At 43.5% G+C, this 18,988-nt stretch carries 15 protein-coding genes and 3 tRNA genes; 7 read left to right on the forward strand and 11 right to left on the reverse strand.

Features of this window, described 5'->3' with window-relative positions; genetic code table 11:
* Positions 1 to 162: 162 nt before the first annotated feature.
* From CXF61_RS06930 to CXF61_RS06950, 5 genes are all read right to left on the reverse strand, one after another.
* Positions 163 to 238: transfer RNA gene (locus CXF61_RS06930), tRNA-His, on the reverse strand.
* A 41-nt stretch (positions 239 to 279) separates the two neighbouring features.
* Positions 280 to 356 (reverse strand) — tRNA-Arg (locus CXF61_RS06935).
* A 105-nt stretch (positions 357 to 461) separates the two neighbouring features.
* Positions 462 to 538: transfer RNA gene (locus CXF61_RS06940), tRNA-Pro, on the reverse strand.
* A gap of 250 nt (positions 539 to 788) precedes the next feature.
* Complete coding sequence (locus CXF61_RS06945; RefSeq protein ID WP_227526620.1) at positions 789 to 2,360, reverse strand: McrC family protein; 1,572 nt, start codon at positions 2,358 to 2,360, stop codon at positions 789 to 791.
* Positions 2,361 to 2,375: 15 nt separating this feature from the next.
* The gene (locus CXF61_RS06950; RefSeq protein ID WP_227526621.1) at positions 2,376 to 3,893 is read right to left on the reverse strand and encodes an McrB family protein; all 1,518 of its coding nucleotides are present in this window, start codon (positions 3,891 to 3,893) and stop codon (positions 2,376 to 2,378) included.
* A gap of 377 nt (positions 3,894 to 4,270) precedes the next feature.
* On the opposite strand from CXF61_RS06950, the gene CXF61_RS06955 reads away from it, so the two are divergent.
* Positions 4,271 to 4,996, forward strand: a complete 726-nt coding sequence (locus CXF61_RS06955; RefSeq protein ID WP_165597674.1) for a DUF4442 domain-containing protein — start codon at positions 4,271 to 4,273, stop codon at positions 4,994 to 4,996.
* A gap of 38 nt (positions 4,997 to 5,034) precedes the next feature.
* Complete coding sequence (locus CXF61_RS06960) at positions 5,035 to 5,508, forward strand: RidA family protein (RefSeq protein ID WP_165597675.1); 474 nt, start codon at positions 5,035 to 5,037, stop codon at positions 5,506 to 5,508.
* Positions 5,509 to 5,628: 120 nt separating this feature from the next.
* Here CXF61_RS06960 and gspE read toward each other — a convergent pair whose 3' ends face one another.
* A complete protein-coding gene (gspE, locus tag CXF61_RS06965) occupies positions 5,629 to 7,182 on the reverse strand; it encodes a type II secretion system ATPase GspE (protein ID WP_165597676.1) in 1,554 nt (517 codons plus the stop codon).
* A gap of 326 nt (positions 7,183 to 7,508) precedes the next feature.
* On the opposite strand from gspE, the gene CXF61_RS06970 reads away from it, so the two are divergent.
* Positions 7,509 to 8,330: a thiazole synthase gene (locus CXF61_RS06970; RefSeq protein WP_101205496.1), complete on the forward strand. Its 822-nt coding sequence runs from the start codon at positions 7,509 to 7,511 to the stop codon at positions 8,328 to 8,330.
* Positions 8,331 to 8,504: 174 nt separating this feature from the next.
* Positions 8,505 to 9,944 (forward strand): WS/DGAT/MGAT family O-acyltransferase, encoded by a 1,440-nt coding sequence (locus tag CXF61_RS06975; protein WP_165597677.1) that lies wholly within the window; start codon positions 8,505 to 8,507, stop codon positions 9,942 to 9,944.
* 83 nt (positions 9,945 to 10,027) lie between these two features.
* Here CXF61_RS06975 and CXF61_RS06980 read toward each other — a convergent pair whose 3' ends face one another.
* Together CXF61_RS06980 and dxs are read right to left on the reverse strand one after the other, a co-directional pair.
* Positions 10,028 to 10,855, reverse strand: a complete 828-nt coding sequence (locus tag CXF61_RS06980) for an inositol monophosphatase family protein (protein WP_057758174.1) — start codon at positions 10,853 to 10,855, stop codon at positions 10,028 to 10,030.
* 343 nt (positions 10,856 to 11,198) lie between these two features.
* A complete protein-coding gene (gene dxs / locus CXF61_RS06985) occupies positions 11,199 to 13,271 on the reverse strand; it encodes a 1-deoxy-D-xylulose-5-phosphate synthase (protein ID WP_165597678.1) in 2,073 nt (690 codons plus the stop codon).
* A gap of 534 nt (positions 13,272 to 13,805) precedes the next feature.
* Here dxs and ribA point away from each other — a divergent pair.
* The 3 genes from ribA to CXF61_RS07000 all read left to right on the forward strand — a co-directional run bounded on the left by ribA (position 13,806) and on the right by CXF61_RS07000 (position 16,382).
* Positions 13,806 to 14,501, forward strand: a complete 696-nt coding sequence (ribA, locus tag CXF61_RS06990) for a GTP cyclohydrolase II (protein WP_165597679.1) — start codon at positions 13,806 to 13,808, stop codon at positions 14,499 to 14,501.
* Positions 14,502 to 14,508: 7 nt separating this feature from the next.
* A complete protein-coding gene (gene hemF, locus CXF61_RS06995; protein ID WP_165597680.1) occupies positions 14,509 to 15,519 on the forward strand; it encodes an oxygen-dependent coproporphyrinogen oxidase in 1,011 nt (336 codons plus the stop codon).
* A 386-nt stretch (positions 15,520 to 15,905) separates the two neighbouring features.
* A complete protein-coding gene (locus CXF61_RS07000; RefSeq protein WP_165597681.1) occupies positions 15,906 to 16,382 on the forward strand; it encodes a c-type cytochrome in 477 nt (158 codons plus the stop codon).
* 129 nt (positions 16,383 to 16,511) lie between these two features.
* Here CXF61_RS07000 and CXF61_RS07005 read toward each other — a convergent pair whose 3' ends face one another.
* The 3 genes from CXF61_RS07005 to CXF61_RS07015 all read right to left on the reverse strand — a co-directional run bounded on the left by CXF61_RS07005 (position 16,512) and on the right by CXF61_RS07015 (position 18,897).
* Positions 16,512 to 17,471 carry a mechanosensitive ion channel family protein gene (locus CXF61_RS07005; RefSeq protein WP_165597682.1) on the reverse strand — a complete coding sequence of 320 codons (960 nt, stop codon included), beginning with the start codon at positions 17,469 to 17,471 and terminating at the stop codon, positions 16,512 to 16,514.
* A 77-nt stretch (positions 17,472 to 17,548) separates the two neighbouring features.
* Complete coding sequence (gene gloA / locus CXF61_RS07010; RefSeq protein WP_165597683.1) at positions 17,549 to 18,106, reverse strand: lactoylglutathione lyase; 558 nt, start codon at positions 18,104 to 18,106, stop codon at positions 17,549 to 17,551.
* Between the two features lie 152 nt (positions 18,107 to 18,258).
* Positions 18,259 to 18,897 (reverse strand): carbonic anhydrase, encoded by a 639-nt coding sequence (locus tag CXF61_RS07015; RefSeq protein WP_165597684.1) that lies wholly within the window; start codon positions 18,895 to 18,897, stop codon positions 18,259 to 18,261.
* Positions 18,898 to 18,988: the final 91 nt, after the last annotated feature.

An 18,988-nucleotide genomic window follows, 5' to 3' on the forward strand; every position in this document is an offset into this window, starting at 1 on the left:
GTATTGAAGGTGCTATCAAACTTTATCTGTTTAATATTATAAAGATAATATAGAGATAAAATCGAATAGGCATAAAAAAATCGCCATCAAGGGCGAGTGCTATTACTGATATATTTTTAGATTAAGATATGATTTGTATGTAGATACATACAGAATAAAATATGGGGCGACTGATGGGACTCGAACCCACGACAACCGAGATCACAACCCGGGGCTCTACCAACTGAGCTACAACCGCCATAACTATTGCCAAAGAATAGGCAAGATTTGCAGGCTAAATGGTGCGCCTGGCAGGATTCGAACCTGCGGCCACCTCCTTAGAAGGGAGATGCTCTATCCAGCTGAGCTACAGGCGCTCTTAGAGGACTTTTATATACTAAGTTTACTTTGCAATATATTTTACTATATCAGAAACTAAACCGTTATACATAAAAAAAAGCCTGTAAGGCTCTTAAAATAGATGGTCGGAGTGATAGGATTCGAACCTACGACCCTCTGGTCCCAAACCAGATGCGCTACCAAACTGCGCCACACTCCGAAATTCTCTATTATCACGATAGTTTGTTAATCAACTCGTTGTTGGCAATGCCGCTAACTTGTTAATGTTCCTCGCTATCGAGGTGCACATATTAAGGGGTAAAGGCGATTGTGTCAACACCTATTTCCGATTAATTTCAAATAATCGCTAATTTTTTTAAAATTACGTCAATTTCGCCAAAATAGTGACAGAAAGACCCTTTTTTTATCTATCAATTAGTCAGTCATTCGCGTTGTCATTGATAACGATATTAAGCTTTGTCCAAATATGGCAGTACTTCACCGTTGAGTGTGCCTGTCAAAACATCAAACGGCATTAACCATAAATGGGCATCAATTGATCCATTGTTTTTAATATCATTGTCATTGTCATTGTCATTGTCATTGTCATTGTCACTGTCACTGTCACTGTCACTGTCACTGTCATTACTACCATAATGTGATTGCTGCTTGAGCGCTACTGGTTGCCTATCACTACCTAGCACCGGATAAACCAACCAGACCTGCCCCGCCAAGTAAGCTTGTGCATAGCTGGTCAATTGATAAGCGTCGCTCGCACTAATTGCAGCAGCATGCGGTAAGTACTTCCACTTAATATCGATGACATGACTGTAGTGACCTTTGGTTTTGTCTTTAGCTTTAGTTTGATGAGCTGCTGTATCACTCTGATTTTGACAATCATCAGAGGCAGTTTTAAATATCAGCAAATCAGGCCGTATAGACAAGCACGCTAGTCCCTCAGCATCGTTTAGCCAGACACTTTGGGTTTGATAAAAAGGACGGTAATTGCTACCAATCTGCTGAAACATCGATGCAATACGCTGACTTGCCCATTGCTCAAAAGCTTGATTCATATCGATCAATAAACACAATCTTAACTGAGAGCAGTTTTGTCTATTTGGATCAATACCGTTACCTGTTACGGCTGCCGTCTGTTTCAATAACCAGTATGCTAGGTCTACTAACTGCTGCGCGGCTTGCAATTTTTGCTTTGGGAGTGGCTGAACGTCTAGCTGACGCTTTGCTTGAGTATATATTACCGCTATCTGCTGCATTTCACGGTTGTTGAGCGTAGAGACCTGCTGCCATGGCTGCAACAGTTTTGAAGAAATAAACTGAGGCAATAAAGGGGTCAAGTAAACCAATGCACTCTTAATCAGCCGATTGGCCAACATATCATGACTTAATACGCTACTTTCACAGATGAACCTATGCGGTTGCATACTATTATGACGCAGTTGTTCTTTAATGAGCAGTCGACCTTGCAGGGATGCCTGATTTTCAATCTGAGCCTGATAATGCTTGGTTGGTTGATAATCAATTAAACGCTGCAAAAACTGCTCAATCAGCCAGTCTGATATGGGCAATACTTTTAACGGTAAAGGAGTGGACTGGGAACTAAACTGACCGAAGTTTTTCGTATTGGGTAGCTTACGATTGTTATGCGCATCTAGATGTATCAAATCCGATAGCATACCCTGTACCCAATGACGAGTCTGGACGGTATCGCTAGACTGAGTAGACTGATTGAGCTTTGGCAATATCTCAAGCGTCATGCCACTGGGCAGTAGAATAATCCCAATATAGTGCCCAACCTTAAGCTGCCATTGCCCTCGCTTACGCTTGATAGTAAATGTTGCAAATTCTTGCGCTATTAGCCAATCGAAATCAGACGTGTGCAAAAAATCATGCACGGTCAAACGTTGATGCTCAAACACGGTAATAACATTCATCGTAACGACACTACTGTTAGGGATACGAGTCTGACGACTGTTTGCCCTGATAGCGTGCTCTTTGGCGTAATATGGATTATTCGTTATCACTGAACAGTCACCCTGCTAGTATAAACGCTGATAGATAGCAGCATTATTAAACTCACCATCCCTAGCAATCAAATCGGCATTGATAGTATAGCTATTCATACTCATAGATTGATCAAGAAAAGAACCCTGCCCTGCAAACATTTGGTGTTCAGCGGAAGCATTATTTTGGTTGCCCATCGGATTATACAAGTCGTCATTCATCAATGCTTGACTGTCCTGTACAAACTGCTTACTCGTCGGTTGCTGCTCATCTCTAAAGATATACTGCAGCACCGTAATTTGGCCACCAGCTGCTTGAGCCAATTGAGGAATAATTTGTTCAACGAGAGCCGTTTGTAATTGCTCTAATTGAGTGACTGCGAATAAAAAAGCATGTCCCAACTGCGCTTCTACTCCCAGTGTCTGCATGATACGTCTATTTAAACCTATTAATAATTTACTCAAATCTATCGCACCTGCTTCTAAGTCTTCAGATAGGCCAGTATCAATGTCATTACTGTCACGAATTGTCGATAGTAAATCAGGCTGCGGCGGACAATCAATAAAACGAAAACGTCGGCGTAACGCCATATCAATTGGTGCTAAAGAATGGTCTTGGGTATTCATAGTGGCATAAATATCGACATTGGCAGGCACACTAAAAGCACGCCCAGAATACGCCAAACTCACTGTCATCGCATTCGGCTTGCACGCTCGTTTATCAGGCTCTATCAAACTGAGAAGCTCACCAAACACCCGTGACACGTTAGCACGGTTAATCTCATCAATCAGCATAGCATAACGCTGCTGAGGGTCACGGGCGGCGCGTTGGCACAGCTTCAGGAATGCTCCATCTTGCACCGCGTAACTCATTTGATTTTGATTAGATATGCTATTATTTGCTTGAGTGGCGCCACTCATGACAGGACGTATACCTTCTACAAACTCTTCATAACCGTAGGCTTGATGGAAGCTCACCATACTAAAACGTTGCTGAGCAATGTTTTGATTTTGATGGGCTTGGTTGTCACGCTGTGCTTGCTGAAACTCTGCTAATTGCTGCGATAAATCTTCTAGTAGCACCATACTCTCTGGCAATAAATACCATGATCCACTATTGTCTTTATCAAAATAAGCTTGGCTAGCACGGTTATCAAAACTGACTGTTTGAGAATTCGTAGGGCTATGTCTACGTAACTCTAACCAAGCTGTGCTATCTAGATTTTTATCACGTGAGTTCTGAGCAGCCTTCGTCATAAAAAAAGGATGATCAATAATTTCTCGTACCTTTAACAAATCCTGTTGTTCAGCACGTAAATCTAAAAATACCAAACATAATACTTCGCGCCAGCTTAGACCTTGCAGCAGCTGCTCTAATAAATCTTCATTTTCAGTCTTGGATAGATAGTCGGTATATTGCTTCGCGATTTGCAGCAATCTATAGGTTTTACCTGTACCAGCAACGCCCGTATAAACAATATTGGTCGGTTCATGAGTAGACATATCAGGCATAACATTATCCAGCAGCATTAAAAACAGGTTTGAAATAGACATGCTAACATTTTGTCATTATAACGTGGCTGTCTATTGGCATGGTAACTATAGTCAACCCTCTATAAATTAGATACGGTGCCAGTCTCGCTTAGTCTACTATTCGTAGTACTTCCACTCAGCTTCCTTTGTCCAAATGATAGTGATATATAAGATACCTAGACTACTTTAAGTGGCGATCTAAACTCATGACATAACCTAGCAACATAGCCACGCTACTATAGTTTTGTAAGCGCAGCAGTTCATGCTAATAATAGTAGGAAGGCAATGGTTGATGTACCATAGTATTTGTAGCGACTTTCGTTATCTATATTTTTGTCGCCATCATAAAAAGCCATGCTAAGAATGTCATTCAACTCATTTACGTTAAGGAATTTTGTATGTCAGGATTATTAAAAAAACTACCCGCCAAGTTGACCAATAAACTGCCAGCCAAAGTATCTGACAGCACAAAATCTTCAGTTGAGAAACCCAGTAGCACGCTAAAACCAATTAGTAATCAGTTTACTAAACTGTTATCAGTCACCAAATATCTGCCTGCTGGAGCACGCTCAAGTATTTTATCTAAAGCCTTTGGCAAGGTCGTCCCCTATGTCGGCACGACCGGCATTTATTATGAGACGGTAGAACCAAACCAAGTCGTCGTTAGTTTAAACAACAATAAAGCCGTCCAAAACCATATCGGCTCTATCCATGCAGTCGCCATCACATTACTGGCTGAGACGGCAACAGGGTTTATTTTGGGTTTGAACTTGCCTTCTGATCGTATCCTACTGATTAAATCTTACTCGGTAAATTTCCATCGCCCGATCAAAAAAGGTCAAATTGCTGCTATTGCAAGCTTGTCTGACGAACAGCGTTTGGATATCCTAAACACGCCAAAAGGTGAGATGATTATTCCTTGTGTCATCAAAGATCGTGAGTCTGATAGTGACCGCGATCCAATTGTGGTTGAGATGACGTGGGCATGGATACCAAAAGCGGAGCTAGAGGCACGCCGCCAAGGTAAAGGGTCTGAAAAAGTCGCAGAAGATGACTCTAAAACCGAGGCAGCAATCGAAGAAAGCGATGCCTCATCTACTCAAAATAATAGTACTGATAAGTAGTTAATAAAAATTGATAACAAACCCAATGAGGAAACAGTATGTTCAAACCTAGTACTTGCCTATCTACGCTAGCGCTAGCCACTATGTGCTCATTGGGTTTTGTTCATAGCGCTAATGCCAACACAACGACGGCTGTCAGCATTGCTAAATCTAGCCCTACTTTCTTGGGCGATGGCGGTACTTATCCTTTTTCAGAGGCTGTACGCGTGGGCAATACATTGTATATGTCGGGGCAAATTGGCTTTAAAGATGGCAAACTGGTCAAAGGCGGTATCAAAGCTGAAACCAAGCAAGTGCTAGATAACATCCATATCACGCTATTAAAGTACGGCTACCGAAAGTCTGATATCGTTAAATGTATGGTCATGCTGACTGATATGGATGACTTTGATGACTTTAACAAAGTCTACAAGTCTGAGATGATAAAGCCTTATCCTATACGCTCAGCTTTTGGCGTATCAGAACTGGCTGCTGGAGCAAGCGTTGAGATTGAATGTATGGCTGCAAAATAATAGCGGCTGAAAACTCTAAAGCTCCAAAATTAGAAAAATATTAAAACAACTGGCTATTCACGCCAGTTATTTTTTTATCTGCTAGGCCAATATCCAGTCTGCAAGATCCAGTTCGCAAATTTATACCAGTATCGTCTCGTCCGTTAAGGCGCTTTCTTTCGTCACTCGCAGCACTTCCTCCAATGTCGTCCGCCCTTCTATGACTTTACGCAAACCATCTGCACGAATCGATGGGGTTTGCTGGCGCGCATACTCTTCTAGCTCATACTCAGCCGTATTGCTATGAATCATACGGCGCAATGTATCGTCGATTGGCACGACTTCATAGATGGCGGTACGTCCTTTAAACCCTGACTGATTACATTTATCGCAGCCAACTGGCTTGGGCAAACGAATCGACTCACTTGCTATATCTTTGGCATCACTTTTCAGCGTTGACCCAATGCCAATTTCGGTAAATAGCTTGGCTTGCTCGGTATCAGCAGCCTGCCAGCTTTGACAATGTGAACATAAAGTACGTACCAAACGCTGCGCTACTACGCCAATAAGCGACGACGACAACAGAAACGGCTCAACACCCATGTCCTGTAAGCGAGTGACTGCACCGATAGCAGTGTTGGTATGCAGCGTCGATAATACTAAATGCCCTGTTAAAGAGGCCTGTACGGCAATTTCTGCTGTCTCTAAATCACGAATTTCACCAACCATCACTACATCCGGATCTTGACGCAACATCGCGCGCAAACTTTTAGCAAATGTCATATCTACTTTGTTATTGACCTGCGTCTGCCCGATACCATCAAGCTGAAACTCAATCGGATCTTCAGCGGTCAAGATATTGCGAGTTTGATCATTTAAATCGGTCAGTGCCGAATATAGCGTGGTGGTCTTACCCGAACCCGTCGGCCCTGTGACCAAAATAATCCCATGCGGACGATGAATTAAGCGTTTTAGCTCGGTATAGTCATTATCAGATAGCCCCAAATACGTCATGTTAAGACGTCCCGCTTGCTTGTCTAGTAGACGCATCACCACGCGCTCGCCAAAGCTCGACGGCAGTGTCGATACACGCACATCAACTTCTCGCCCTGCCAGTCGTAAGCTAATACGCCCATCTTGCGGTACACGCTTTTCAGCGATATCCAGCTTGGCCATGACTTTGATACGCGAGACTAATAATGGCGCGAGCTGGCGTTTTGGTGTGATAATTTCTTTAAGCTCACCATCGACACGAAAGCGAACCACCAAACGCTTTTCAAAAGTTTCGATATGAATGTCTGAGGCATTTAGGCGAATGGCTTCTGACAACAGCGCATTGATCAGACGAATAATGGGCGCATCATCTTGCTGATCCATCAAGTCTTCAGTCTCAGGGACGCTATCTGCTAAGCTATCAAGATCCGGATGATCCTCAAGCCCAGCAGCGATATGCTGCGACTCTCCGGTATTACCAGCGTAAGCCGCGTTCATACGTTTTTCAAAATCATCCGCGCTAACACTTTCGTAAGTGGGTACACCGCGAATGCCTTGCTGCTGTAAAAACCGTACCGCTTCGTTGATCGCTGACAACGGAGTCGCTTTGGTAAGTACCAATGTTGGCGGCAATTCCGGATCTATCGCAAGTATGGCCAAAATCTGATGGCGTTTCGCAAAGCTGTATGGCAACTGCATCATAAAGACGGCCCAATAAGTGAGGAGAGGATAAGAAGAACGCACGCCAAGACAGGATGGATGCCTTGTCCTTAACAGTTCGAATCAAAAAAGACTGCCAGTAAGGTTGCATGAGTTTGTTATAATAGCATTTTGTTCTAGACGGGTATTATTTTATGTGACTGGCGCTTTATACCTCTCGCCTAGCACATATGATTGCTATCAAAGTTAGCATATCATGCGATTTTTTGCAGACAGCTTGCCATTGTCTATTACAACTTTTAGATTACTTAAATTGCCCATCATATTTTGTCTGTCCCTTCTCCCGCTCGATATTAGGATTTTCCGTTATGTCAGAGAACGTTAGCACTACTCATCCAACACCACTTTTACAAGATACCTTTACTGTCGGTAGCCGTACCTTTTCTTCACGTCTGCTGGTTGGTACTGGCAAGTATAAAGACATGACAGAGACTGGAGAAGCTATTGCCGCTTCAGCAGCCGAAATCGTGACCGTTGCTATTCGCCGTGTCAATATTGGACAAAATAGTGATGAACCTAACTTATTAGATGTGATTTCACCTGATAAATATACGATATTACCGAATACTGCTGGCTGCTTTGACGCCGAAACAGCCATTCGCACTTGTAAGCTTGCTCGCGAGTTATTGGGTGGGCATAATTTGGTTAAGCTTGAGGTATTGGGAGATGAAAAAACCTTATATCCAAACGTTATGGAAACTTTAAAAGCCGCCAAAGTACTGATCGATGATGGTTTTGAAGTGATGGTTTATACGTCAGATGACCCTATCGTCGCACAAGAACTAGAAAGCATGGGCTGTGTCGCTATTATGCCGCTTGGCAGCTTGATTGGGTCTGGGCTTGGTCTACTTAATCGCCATACGCTAAGTCTCATCATCGAAAACGCCAAAGTACCCGTATTGGTTGACGCTGGCGTCGGTACTGCGTCTGATGCTGCACTTGCGATGGAGCTTGGCTGTGATGGCGTACTAATGAACTCAGCCATTGCCAATGCACAAAACCCAGTAATGATGGCACACGCAATGAAACATGCTATGTGGGCAGGTCGCGCTGCGTTTTTGGCAGGTCGTATGCCAATGCGTAAAATGGCTACTGCTAGCTCACCACAGACTGGGTATTTCTTTCAATAAATTGAAGTATAAATGACATATCATAATAGAGCGTGTTGAGTATTTACGTATAGTGCTGTCAGTGCTATGGTTGATTGCTTAACACGCTCTATAAAATAATAAAAAATGTTATTTGATTGAATATCTACTTATTATAATTTTCACATAACACTTATCGTCATAAAAGGATTTATTATGCGACTTCTCACAGCAGTCGACCAGTTGTTTCTACTTCTTGAGTCGCGTAAACAGCCCATGCACGTTGGTGGACTGTTTGTATTTGAATTACCAGACAATGCGGATAGCGATTTTGTCTATCAATTGGTAAAACAAATGCAAGAATCTGATGTGCCGCCCAGCTTTCCTTTTAATCAGGTACTTGAGCATTTAGCCTTTTGGAAAAAAGACAAAGACTTTGATGTCGAGCATCATTTGCATCATGTCGCGCTACCAAGTCCTGGACGCGTACGTGAACTATTGATGTACGTCTCAAGAGAACATGGACGTTTATTAGATCGTGCCATGCCTTTGTGGGAATGTCATGTCATCGAAGGTATACAGCCAGAAGTCGAAGGTGGACCTGAACGTTTTGCGTGGTATTTTAAGATTCATCACTCTTTGGTTGATGGCATCGCAGCGATGCGTTTGGTTCAAAAATCCTTATCACAATCGCCAACCGAACCAGTGACCCTCCCTGTCTGGTCGTTGATGGCGCGCCATCGCAACCAAGTAAACGCTATCTTACCTGCCGAACGATCTATTAGGGGCATCATAAAAGAGCAGATATCTACCATCAAACCTGTATTTACAGAATTGCTAGATAATGTGAAAAACTACGGTGATGAAGGGTACGTCGGTACTTTTGACGCCCCAATGAGTATCTTGAATAAACGTATATCAGCCTCACGACGTATAGCCGCACAATCTTATGATATAAAGCGGTTTAACGATATAGCCGAAAGGCTCAAAATTAGCAGAAACGATGTGGTACTGGCAGTCTGTGCAGGTGCTATTCGTCGTTACCTAATCTCAATGGATGCGCTACCAAGCAAACCGTTGATTGCATTTGTACCGATGTCGCTGCGTACAGATAACAGTATCTCGGGCAACCAGCTGTCATTTGTATTGGCAAACTTGGGTACGCATTTGGACAATCCACTGCGCAGGATAGAGCTTATCCATCGTAGTATGAATCATGGCAAACGTCGCTTTCGCCGCATGAACCAAGCGCAGGTCATTAACTACAGTATCGTCTCATACGCGTGGCAAGGCATTAATTTGGCGACAGGACTGTTTCCTAGAAAGCAGGCATTTAACCTGATTATCTCTAACGTACCTGGTTCTGAAAAACCGCTGTACTGGAATGGCGCACGTCTGCAATCACTGTACCCCGCTTCTATCGTCTTTAATGGTCAAGCGATGAATATCACCTTAGCCAGTTATCTAGATAAGATTGAGTTTGGTATTACCGCTTGTAGCAAGGCGTTACCTCGCGTACAAGACATGCTGATGCTGATAGAAGAAGAGTTGCAGCTGCTAGAAACTACCAGTAAAGAGTTAGCATTCAAAGGCATCACTGTTGAAGATAAAGCTGGCAATCAGGGTAATGATAAAACAAAAAAGCTGGCTCCATAACGGAACCAGCTTTTTTCATTCATACTCAATCTAGATATTAACTATATCTAGGCGCTAAACGTTAATACCAACGAGGTTAACGTTTAGATTGCGTCACCCCAGATTGGTACAACTGTCTGCATCAATGGCTTGAGCAATTTTACATTACAAGCGAAGATAGATCCTGATGTCATAGAGTTGTGCGCGCCAGTATGATCAACCACCACACCGCGTGCTTCAGTTACGATAAGCTCGCCCGCAGCGATGTCCCAAGGCTTGATAGACATCTCAAAATAACCGTCAAAACGACCAGCAGCAACATAGCACAAGTCAAGCGCAGCTGAACCCATACGACGTACCTGACCACCTGCCTCAGATATCTTCTGTAAGCTCTCAAAGTGCTGTTTGGCATAAGAGATAACTTCGCCATTGCGCTTACGCTCAAGCGGATGACCGGTCGTAAAGAAACCGCCATCAATGGTTTTGCGCTCGCTCACTTGCATACGGCGATTGTTCAAGCGCGCGCCTTTACCGCGGCTCGCTGAGAACATCTCATCACGAACAGGATCATAGACCACACCGTGTTGGGTAACACCTTTATGCTGGACTGCGATAGATACGCAGAACTGCGGTACACCATGAACGAAGTTCTTAGTGCCGTCTAGTGGATCGATAATCCAGCACCAGTCAGCATCTTCGCCGCGGCCTTCTTGCATACCAAACTCTTCACCCAAAAATGAATGATTAGGATAACTGGCTTTTAGCGTCTCAATAGTGAGCTCTTCGCTAAAGCGATCAATGCGGGTAACCAAACCATCAAGTCCTTTAGACTCAATATCTAACTCGATTTTGTGGCGGTTTTGATGCGCATATAAAATCTCTTTACCAACTTTTTCAGCAGTACGCGCTGCGATGACGACCATGGGTTCCATAAATAACCTATTTGCTTGATGAATGAATATAAAAAATAACACTAACTTTGTGCCCACAACATGCCAAACAGCCGCCGCATCACACCACATCTATGCGATTAAAAACGTGTCTCTTATAAACGAAAACTTATAAAAGACACCCGCATTATACTAAAATTGTTCAATAAAAACGAAAAAACCGTCACGCTGATCAAGCCGGTACCTTGGCGATCATCTAAACTGCGCAAGTTGTAAAAAAGTTAGCACCTACGGCTAGCAGGCGTCTGCTCTGTTTAAGGAGCTTATATCGGTTTTAATTAACACATTTTTAGTGCATTAATTTCTTAAAATAATATTGTAATGCTTACGATAAAAGAATTTTAAGCTGTTTAATTACGCCTTCGACATCTAAACCACAGTCAGCCAATTGTTCTGCTTGGGAGCCATGAGCGATAAAACGATCAGGAATACCGATATTAGCAATAGCTGGACGACTTTGCTTAAAGGCTGCCGACTCATTGAGTAAATATTCATTCACTGCACTACCCGCGCCGCCCATAATCATGTGCTCTTCTAGGGTTGCTATATGAGTGACCCTTTGCGCTAATAACATCTTAAGCATGGCTGTATCTAGCGGTTTTACCCAGCGCATATTGACCACCTGTATTTGGCAATCTAACACTGCATCGTTATTTATTAAGCTTTCTGCGGCTTGCTGAGCAGTGGCTACCATCGTACCAAAGGCCAATAGCGCCAATTTGTAAGGTGCATCAGCTTTACCTAATACTGACTCAACAACCGCTTCGCCAACTTTATAAGTTTGAGCTGGCTGCTTAATATCAGCACCTGTGCCTGTACCACGCGGATAACGTACCGCTGTGCAGCCTGGATACTCATAGCAAGTATTGAGCAAATGGTAGCATTCGTTCTCATCTTTTGGTGCTGCAATCACCATATTAGGCACACAACGTAAGAATCCAAAATCAAACACGCCAGCATGCGTGGCACCATCTTCACCGACTAGGCCCGCTCGATCAATGGCAAACATTACATCGAGATTCTGTAAGGCCACGTCATGAATCAGCTGATCATATCCACGCTGCAAGAACGTTGAATAAATCGCGACAATAGGTTTGACGCCTTGAGTTGCCATTCCAGCCGCTAGCGTGACAGCATGTTGCTCAGCGATGGCCACATCAAAGAAACGCTGTGGAAAATGACGAGCAAAGTCCGTCATCCCTGAGCCTTCTTCCATAGCAGGGGTGACAGCTAGTAGCTTATCGTCTTCAGCCGCTTTATCACATAAGAACTGGCCAAACACTTGCGAATATTTTAACGCTGGCTTTGTACTTGGTTGTTTTTTTAGCTGCTCTATAGAGTTAGCTTTAGACGCTTCATGCTCTTTATGATTTTCGACTGGCAATTTACTGATTGCATGATAGCCCACAGGATCTAATTCTGCTGGCGCAAAGCCTTTACCCTTAGTGGTATAGATATGTACCAATACTGGGCCTTTTACTTGTTTCGCCAGTGACAATACGCGCAGTAGCTCAGGAATATTATGCCCATCAAATGGACCAAAATAGGTAAAACCAATCGCTTTGAATAAGTTATCTTCTAGCTGCGGAACATCACGCATCTCTTTATGACGTTTGCGGCGATCGAACGCCTGCATATCAGGACGGTGGCAGAGTATTGGCTCACCTGACTCAGAAATATCAACTTGATAACCTGACTCCCAAAGCATCGCTAAATGTCGTGAAAACCCTCCAATAGAGCAAGATATCGACATATCATTATCGTTTAGGATGACCAGCAAATCAGCATCTTGCTGTACTGCGTCATTCATGGCTTCAAATGCCATACCGCCTGTCATTGCACCATCGCCGATGATGCAAGCAACCGTTTGCTCGCGGCCTTGATAACGCAGTGCGAGGCTCATGCCCAGACCAGCTGAAATAGAAGTCGATGAATGCCCTACGCCAAATGTATCGTAGATAGACTCTGCACGCTCTGGGAATGCAGTTAGACCATCTTTGGATCTGATCGTTGCCAGCTGCTCACGGCGACCTGTCAGGACTTTATGTGCATAGGCCTGATGACCCACATCCCATACAATCTGATCTTGCGGTGTATCTAGCAAATAATGCAATACAATCGTCAGCTCAATCACACCCAAATTGGCGCCAAAATGCCCACCGCTTTGACCGGCTGAATACAACAAAAAAAGACGCAGTTCATCAGCCAGCGTAATCAGCTGAGTGGTTGAAAGCGTATTCATATCAGAAGGTGTGTTAATGGCATCAAGCAATGGCGTATGCGGACGCACGCGAGGAATCACAGTATAAGTCTGCTGTAAGCTCGATAGCTGGGCGGCAGAATCAGATACTGATGCAGATGAGGACTGAGACTTTGGGGAATGAAGTGACTGCTGCATAAACCGTACGATACCTACCAATCTGCTGACAAGACGTGTCTCCAATATAGCAATAGCTACAATTGAGAGACGTCAATAATATCTACATCATTATTGATGTAATCGACCATATAATTATTCATGCAACTTTTGCATTTCTATAGTTTTACTATGTATAACGTGGGCACACTACTATAATAGACCATGTTTCAATACTGCATGCTTCGACAATGAGGCTTAACATTATGCCTTATTATTTTGTATCAATATCGGATGTTAGTGACGACATAGTAATGTAAGGATAAAGACTTGTCACTGTATCCACCAAAATAGTATGGCATAATAGCATTTTTTTTTAATTGTCGCTTTAATCATCGTGCGTCGTCTGTGAACTTTGTGTGTTTTTATAATAAATACAATAAGCACGCGTTCTTTATGAAAGGGTTATACTGCTATCATCTTGGCCTTACCGTTCAGGCTAGAATGTTATCGCGGGTTTAATAGCACTATCACAAACCCTTCACCGCCACGATTATAGGCTTATGCAGGACAGCAATGTCATATCAATTTATCACTAGTGCCAAATTACCCACTCGTCACGGCGAGTTTGATATTCATATTTTTGAAAACGATGAAGGCCAAGAGCATGTCATGCTGACCGTCGGTCTGTCTGTGGTCGATCAAACGACAGCACCTAGCTCAGATGACACGTCGTCGCAAAGACCAATTCCGCTGGTTCGGATTCATTCTGAGTGCCTAACAGGCGATGCGTTTAGCTCATTGAAGTGTGACTGCGGACCACAGCTCAATACTGCCATGCAGGCCATCCAAGAGGCCGGTTGCGGTGCAATTTTATACTTGCGTCAAGAGGGCCGCGGTATTGGTTTGACCAATAAGATTCGTGCGTACGCCCTTCAAGATCAAGGGCATGATACGTTGGATGCCAATCTCATGTTAGGCTTGCCTGCTGATGCGCGTATCTATGATATGTGTGGTCCGATGCTGGCCCATGTCAGTGTTGACGCTGTAAGGCTTATCACCAACAATCCAAACAAAGTCGCTTATCTGACTGAGCATGGTATTGATGTTGTCGAACGGGTGCCATTGTTGGTCGGTGTCAATGATATGAATGCGGAATATCTAGCAACCAAACGTGATCGCATGGGCCACTTGTTTGATAAAAATATCAATCTTGATATAGACGCTTCTCTCGATACAGACCTTAATACCGCCATACACCTGAATAAATAGATATCTTATGAGTATTACAAATACAAATAACGAAACAGACTTATCAACGGTAGCGTCAGTAACGACGCCAACCAATAACGACATCATGCGAGTGCGTGAGTTTTTGGTTGATTTACAAGCACGTATCTGTGAATCGCTAGAAGCGCAAGAGCGTGACGGTAGCACTAATGACAACGAGCATGCGACCTTTGTTCCTGATGACTGGGAACGTCCTGAAGGCGGCGGCGGACGGTCGTGCGTATTGGCAGATGGCGAGGTCATCGAAAAAGCAGGCGTCATGTTTAGCCATATTCATGTACATAACCTACCTGCTTCTGCGACTGCGCGTCACCCCAATATCGCTGGACGTAAAGCTCAAGCAATGGGCGTGTCACTGGTTGTCCATCCCAGAAATCCAAACGTGCCTACGAGCCATGCCAATGTGCGTTTATTCGTAGCAGAAGCGGAAGGCGAAGCTCCTATCTGGTGGTTTGGCGGTGGTTTTGACTTAACGCCATTCTATCCAGTACTCGCTGATTGTGTACACTGGCATCAAGTTTGTCATGACTTGTGTGCGCCTTTTGGGGACAATATCTACGCTGATTTTAAACAGTGGTGTGATGAGTATTTTCATCTGCGCCATCGTGATGAGCAACGCGGTATTGGTGGTCTGTTTTATGATGACGTCAGTACCGAGAGTCGCGGCTGGGACTTCGAGACTTGCTTTAACTTTATGAAAGCAGTTGGCAACGGTTATCTTGACGGTATCATGCCGATTTTTGAACAGCGTAAAAACACGCCTTATACTGAAGCGCAGCGCGAGTTTCAGCTCTATCGCCGTGGTCGCTATGTTGAATACAATCTGGTCTACGATCGTGGAACGCTATTTGGGCTACAGAGTAATGGACGTATCGAATCCATCCTAGTCAGTATGCCACCGCTTGCTAGTTGGCATTATCGCTTTGAGCCTGCTAAAGGAACGCCTGAATTTGAGTTGACCGATTACTATCTAAAACCGCGTGATTGGTTAGCACTGTAGTTTTCGTAAATATTGAAATACTCATATTTTTGGAAAATATTAAAAAGGTCAGCTACTATCGCTGGCCTTTTTTATTGTCGGTACCATTCAAACGAGCAACTCTCACGTTATTATTGTAAAAAACATGTCGTGTATTTACCAATACAATCATCGTAACCAACTATAAGCAGTAACAACCAAGTTAAGTTATGCTTATTGAAAATATTACGAGGATATAACAACTATATAATTCCCAACGCGCAGATAACCGTTACAATAGAAGACGTTCTTTATTAGCAACTGTGCTCAAAAGAATTTTAGGCAGTATTTTGTATAACTATATTTTAAGTCAACGCGAGCGTTTGTAATCACGCTTACTATTAGCCAAGTTTAAAGGAGTAAGTCATATGGCACAGGTTCATACCAACAAATCTTTCAAATCTCTGTTTAGCGTTACCGTGATGGCGGTTGCACTGGGTCTAACGGCCTGTAGCACCTCAACAGGATCTAACCCTGATGTGCAAGCGCGTCAAGACACTATGAAAAACTGGGGCGATGCAATGGGCGTCATGGGTGATATGGCAAAAGCACCTGATACATTTGATGCCGATGTATTTAAAGAGCAAGCGGCGTTCTTGGCAGAAGATGCCGCCAAGCCTTGGAGTCATTTTGAAGATCCAGAAGCGGTAGGTAATGCTACTGAAGCGGTTTGGTCTAATGCTGATGGCTTCAGTGCTGAAGCAGAAAACTTTCAAAAAGTTACTGCTGAGCTAAACGCCGCCGCCCAAAACGCCACTAGCATGGACGATGTTAAGCCTGCGTTTGGACAAGTTGGTGCAAGCTGTAAATCATGCCATACCGACTTTAGAGCAAAAGACGAATAAGCCTCTATATTTATAGCAAGTAGACACGTATAAAAAAACCACCATATCAATTGATGTGGCGGTTTTTTAGTTTTCTAAATATTGTGTAAATCAAAGTTTCGAAACTAATTAAATATTTCACCGAGCGCCCTACTCTGCCACTGTTTTATTCACATCCACAATGTCTTGCTGCTCGTTCATTTTATTAACGATTGCACTCACTGAAGGATCACTCAAATCGATCGTACGTATTGGGAATGGAATGTTTACGCCCGCTGCATCCAACGAGTTTTTGATACCTACAATTACTTGATGAATCGAGGCAACCTTATTGGCTTGCGTACCATCTTCGATGAACCAGCGTACCATTAGATCAATGGACGAACCGCCGAAACCAGTAGCAATCACGCTTGGTGTTGCTTTCTTCGAGACGCTCTCTATCTTATCTAACGCCTTGATAATCTCAGCTTTGGCAGCTTCAATATCATCTTCATAACCGATACCAACTGCGACTTGCAAACGACGCTGCTTGTAAGCGGTATTGACGGTCAATGCTGAAGTATAAAGATCTGAGTTTGGAATCACCACTTGCCGACCATCATAAGTCTTGATGGTAGTTGCGCGGATTTTAATATCTTCGACCGTTCCTTCATAGTCGCCTGAAACGATTTGATCACCGATACGAAACGGCTCTGAAATTAGTAGCAAGATACCAGAAAGCAAGTTTTGGAAGATATCCTTAAAAGCAAAACCGATAGCCACAGAACCAATACCTAGTGCGCCGATTAGCTTAGCTGGTGTAAATCCTGGAATAGCAACAACCATGGCGATCATAAAGCCAATAAACAGAATAAGTGCCCCGCCTATCCGCTGAAACACCTTCACCAAGTTTTGATGACGCACGCGCGCGCCTAAGGTTTTATGCACGACTTTTTTGAAAATAATCGACAATAGCCAAAAAACCCCCAACACAATGAGCGCCGCCACAAAATATGGAATGCGCTCAATAAAGCCACTTGCCAAGTCTTGCGTGGTATAGACCACTTGTTGATAGATGGTCACACCATCGGTTAGCGTGTTCGATATGCGACTCACGTCGGGGGTGGGCATAAAGGGTTGCTCCTATTACTGTCTTAGCGCGTGTTTAAGGGGATAAATAAATGAACATCTCACAGCTTCTTTACCAGTTATGACATCAAATCGGCCTGAACAATTTCGATCCAGTAGCCGTCTACATCTTTGATAAAAGCAATGTTTTTCATGCTGCCATCTTCTGGACGTTTTTTGAATTCGACGTTGTTTTTATCGAACCAAGCAACCGCTTCATCCAAACTTGGGACGCTAAAACAAATATGACCAAAACCTTGCGGATCTTGATTGCCATCATGATAGCTAAAGTCAGCTTTTGTCTCGGTACCGTAGTTGTGCGTCAACTCTAAAATACCACGCTGACGGAAAGCGAAAATTTCTAGATCATCGCCAGTTGGCAGGTTTTCGCGCTCGCTTTCGGTCAATTTAGCCAAGAAATATAAATCGAATCCCATGTCAGGGAACTTCTTAACGGCAAGCAAGGTCATACCCAAGACACCAGTGTAAAACTCTAGCGATTTAACAGGGTCTTTGACACGCAGCATGGTGTGGTTAAAAGTAAAACCGGTCGTCTTTGATGAGATTGGCTGAACGCCATTCGTGCTAACACTGCTAGCAGGCTGTGCGATGGTCGAATTATTATCGTTAGTAGACATAGTTATCCTAAGGTTATTCAAAAAAGAGTGTTATAAATAAGCGAATCACGACTGTCATGATTCACTGCTGTCTCTCATCATAATAAAAATTGGCAAAATAATTGATAGGGTTTTGTAAGGATATGAACAAAGTATGTTCATATTTAGATATATTAGCTGTCTAAGAATCGTACCTTTCCGGTCTCTAGATCATATTCAGCGCCGACTACCAATAGCTGACCACTATTGGTTAAGTCCTCTAATGCACGTGAGCCATGCTTTAGCTGACTGACTGACATACGTACGTTAGCGCGGATAGAGCGGTCGACCAGCTCGTCTGCATCGACGTCTTGACCATTGGCAGTTGCCAGTTCGTGCAAGTTATAAACGCTTGGGCGAATACGATCAACGATAGATTGCAAGTTAGGTGAATAATTCTGCTCAGGGTTAATCAATGTCTCAACACAAGCCGTGACAGCACCACATTTTGAGTGTCCAAGTACCACTACCAATTGCGTGCCAAAGGCTTCAGCTGCAAACTCGATTGAACCAATCTGTGATGGTGCAACGACGTTACCCGCCACTCGTATTACAAACAAATCTCCCAAGCCTTGATCAAAAACAATCTCAACTGGTACTCGTGCATCTGAACAACCCAAAATAATGGCCAATGGATTTTGATCCTTGACCAACTCTGGACGGCGCTGCATATACTCATCGGTACTGGTGAGGCTATCAACGTAGCGTGCATTACCTGCTTTTAAAAGCTCAAGCGCTTCTTGACCTGTGGTTGGACGTATATCGGTAAGCATGAGAGATCCTTTATCATCAATAATATTAGAGTTATAAGCTGTTTTGCATATATGTATTCAAGCACAGATTGACTAATTATCGCCAAACTAT

This window comes from Psychrobacter sp. 4Dc (assembly GCF_002836715.1).
GTDB lineage: Bacteria > Pseudomonadota > Gammaproteobacteria > Pseudomonadales > Moraxellaceae > Psychrobacter.